Origin of the sequence: Pedobacter sp. HMWF019, assembly GCF_003061025.1 — a bacterium.
Classification (GTDB): Bacteria; Bacteroidota; Bacteroidia; order Sphingobacteriales; family Sphingobacteriaceae; genus Pedobacter.
Map to the genome: position 1 here is coordinate 1 of NZ_QAIL01000021.1, position 4,006 is coordinate 4,006.

General features: G+C 39.0%; 2 protein-coding genes. Both read left to right on the plus strand.

What is annotated here, in order from left to right; translation table 11 throughout:
• Nucleotides 1-122: 122 nt before the first annotated feature.
• The gene (locus DBR11_RS01120; RefSeq protein WP_108549767.1) at nucleotides 123-2,879 is read left to right on the plus strand and encodes a TonB-dependent receptor; all 2,757 of its coding nucleotides are present in this window, start codon (nucleotides 123-125) and stop codon (nucleotides 2,877-2,879) included.
• Nucleotides 2,880-2,913: 34 nt separating this feature from the next.
• Nucleotides 2,914-4,006: hypothetical protein (locus DBR11_RS01125; protein WP_108549768.1), on the plus strand; the 1,093-nt coding region annotated here is incomplete at its 3' end.

Genomic DNA, 4,006 nt, shown 5'->3' on the forward strand with positions numbered 1-4,006 from the left:
GCTTTGATGTATACGTCAGTTTTTGCATGTATCTTTTTTGTATACGGTGCTTTTTACAAAGCCCGGTCCTGAGTTCCCAAATTTGTCCTGTCAAAAATAAACGGCAGTCAATTAATTAAAAAATGAAGCGATTTTTACGAACACTATTTTTTTTATTATTAGGTATCACCGCAGCCCACGCAACAACCATTAAAGGGCGGGTATACGATTCAAAAACGGGAGAAACCCTGATTGGAGCAACAATACAGCTGGAAAAAACAGGCTTGGTCACTTCTACTGGTCTGGACGGTTCTTTTGAGCTAAAGCATGCGCCAACAGGAAATTTTGTCTTAAGGGTATCTTATCTAAGGTACAAAACTGTATTGATGCAGCTTGAGATTCAAAAGGAAGACAACGACAAGCTTAAAATCTACCTGGAAGAGCAGAATGGAAAAGATCTGAGTGAGGTGGTTATCCAGGCCAGACATGACGGCTCTGCCGAAAAAACAGCACGTAGGTTAGAACAGCAATCGGTACCCCTGGTCAATATGGTTTCAGGACGGGCAATGGAAGTGTCTCCGGATTTGACTGTGGCGAATGTGATTCAGCGGGTTTCTGGTGTTTCTATTGAGCGAAACAGTAACGGAGACGGTCAGTATGCTATTTTGAGAGGGATGGATAAACGATATAACTATACCTTAGTTAATGGTGTTAAAATTCCAAGTCCGGATAACAAATATCGTTATGTACCACTGGATATTTTTCCATCTGAACTTCTGGAGCGCTTAGAGGTTTATAAAACTTTGACACCTAATATGGAAGGTGATGCGATTGGAGGTGTAGTGAATATGGTCATGAAAGATGCGCCAGCTAAATTACAGGTTAATGCGAACCTGGCTACTGGGTATAGCCAGTTGTTCATGGACAGAAAATTTATGAGTTTCAATGCATCAGATATTCAGCATAAATCTCCTTATGAACGGAATGGAAAAGCTTATCAGGCTACACAAAATGATTTTGCGAAAGGAACTCTTGATTACAAATCGAAAAGCCCAGCACCTAATCTTGTAGGAGGTTTGTCTATTGGACAACGGTTTTTAGATAATAAATTGGGGGTAATTGTTGCCGGAAGTTATCAGAATACTTACCGGGGCAGTAACAGTACTTTTTATAGTTCGGCCTTAGTGGGGACAGATAAGTTTGCTACAGTAAATAGTGTTAGTGATAGACAATATTCCGAACAGCAAAAAAGATATGGTTTACATGCTAAAGTGGATTATGTTTTTGGTGTAAATAACAAGCTGAGCTGGTACAACGCTTATGTAGATTTAAGTAATTATCAAACGCGTGATGCTAAATCTGTGTCATTTTCCAGTGACTATGATCCAATTAAAGGAAATGCGCAGTTGAGCTATTCTACCCGGACCCGTTTTACTGAACAGCAGATTTACAACAGTACTTTACATGGTGATCATACACTTTTTGATGGCAAGTTTAACATTCAGTGGTCTGCAGTGTACTCTGCTGCCAAAAATGAAGTGCCAGACAATACAACAATTAGTTTCAGCGGGGCACGTGTGAATTTTATGGATAATAAGACCGTGATCAACAATAGCACACGTCGGTGGGATAGAAATACAGATGAAGATAAAGCAGGATATCTGGACTTAACTTATAAAGCTGAATTGGCAGATTTTAAAATTGATTTTATTGCAGGTGGTTTGTATCGGGACAAACAAAGAAGTGGTTTTTTCAATAATTACAATTTTTTACCGGTTGATGTGAATGCTTTGTATGGTTACTTGCCAGCAAACTATGCAGATGTTCGTTTCTCTATTCAAAATCCTGGAGGAGCAGTTAATAACCCTTTAACCTACGACGCTTCAGAAAAAACAGCTGCTGTTTATGGTATGTTTAAGTTTAATCTCGAAGATCTATATGTAGTTGGAGGTGTGCGGATGGAGCATACTGATCAAGGATATAATTTATTGTTTCCTGCTGCGGAATTAAGGCCAGCAGGAAGTCAGATCTATTCAGATTATCTACCAAGTTTAAATTTAAAATATCTGCTCACCAAGAGACAACAGCTAAGAGCATCTTATTTCCGTTCGGTAAACAGACCTGGTTTTTACGAATTGATTCCAAGTAAGGTAATAAACGAAGAGTACCTGGAACGAGGAAATCCAGATCTGAAAAGAGCTATAGCAGACAACTATGATCTGAGGTATGAATGGTTCCCGAACCAATCTGATCAATTATTGGTTGGCGCTTTCTATAAAAAGATACAGGATCCAATTGAATATACTTTTCAGGCGGATGCAATCAGAGGCCAGGATGTGTTCTATATGCCGGATAATTTCGGTACAGCCCGTAATTACGGATTGGAGGTGGATTATATTAAATTCATCAAGAAGTTCGGTGTAAAAGCAAACTATACGTATACCCATTCCAGAATCACGACAGACAAATTTTCGAGATTTAGAGATCCGGTTACCGACCAGTTATTGCCTATGAATGTAAAACAAACCAGGCCATTATATGGACAATCTGCCCACATTGCCAACCTTTCACTGATCTACAAGGACACAAAACATGGATGGGATGGTCAATTGTCTGGGTCGTACACCGGAGAGCGGATCAATACAGTTTCTCAGTTTGTAGATAATGATTTATGGCAGAAGGCATTTATTCAGATGGATGCTTCTGTAGAGAAAAAGTTTAAAAGTAATGTCAGTTTATTTGTTAAAGCAGGTAATTTGCTGAATACCCCAACAGAGTTGTTTATTAAAGGAACCAATCCGGCCAATCAGAATTTTGCGGTAGAAACCGATGGAAAAACACTGATCCGTAAGGACAAGTACGGACAGAGCTACCTGATTGGCGCACGTTATAAATTCTAATCCAAGACCTATGTATTTAAATAATAATTATAAAATGAAACTAAGAACTTTCTTAAGTTGTATAGCACTCTTTGTTGTGTTTTTCGGAAGTTGTAAAAAAGCCAATAGTGATGTTGATCCTGATACTGGAAATGGATCTGCGATTGGAGAAGTGTCTGGTGTATGGGCTAAAGGGAGTACACAAATTATCAAAGGAGACATCATTGTTCCGGCAGGTAAAACCTTGACCATTGAAGAGGGGGTAACTGTAGTAATGGATACTCTGGCTAAACCAGAGATCATTATAAAAGGTAATCTTTATGCATTGGGAACAGCCGAAAATCCGGTGAGATTTACCATCCCGGAGGCTTTAAGAACAGATGCCAGGAAATTCGGTAAATTATGGGGCGGTATTTTAGCTGCTCCATCTTGCGCAGAACTGGTACTTGACCATACCATTATAGAATATGGCGGAGCAACAACATCTGATGCTTCGACGTCGGTAAAACAGGGTTTGTATAAAGCCAAAGCAGGAGAGAATACACCTGCTCTTTGGTTTTCAAACGTAAATGGAAAACTGATTGTTCAGAACAGTACCTTTAGGTTTTTTCAAGACGACTGTACCTACATTGAGGGAGGGAAGATCATTTTTGCCTATAATACTTTTTATACTACAGGTTTAGTAGGTGGAGAAGGTATTAACATTAAATCAGGATGTCTGGCCGATGTAGCCTACAATCTGGTTTACAGTACCAATACAAATGCGCTTAAATTGTCCAATGCGGGAGATCGTAATCCCCAGGCCTATATTGTTGCTTACAACAATACTTTTGTAAATACAGGATGGAGAAGACCTACAGCTAAAGGTGGCTCAATTTGGCTGGAAACTTCCGTCCATGTAGATATATACAATACGATGTTTGTGAACACTCGCTTTGGAATTAAAAGGGATACTAAAGGTCCTGAAGACAAAAAGTCTTTATTTAGTAATAATTATTACTACGGATATGATCAAACTACAGTAAACCAGTTTCAACCTAGCAGTGATATTATTGCAGGCACTAACGATGTGATAGGAGAAAATGCAGGTGATAATGATCCAAAGCTGGTGAATTATCCATTGAATACCAATGTGAACAATTCTATTT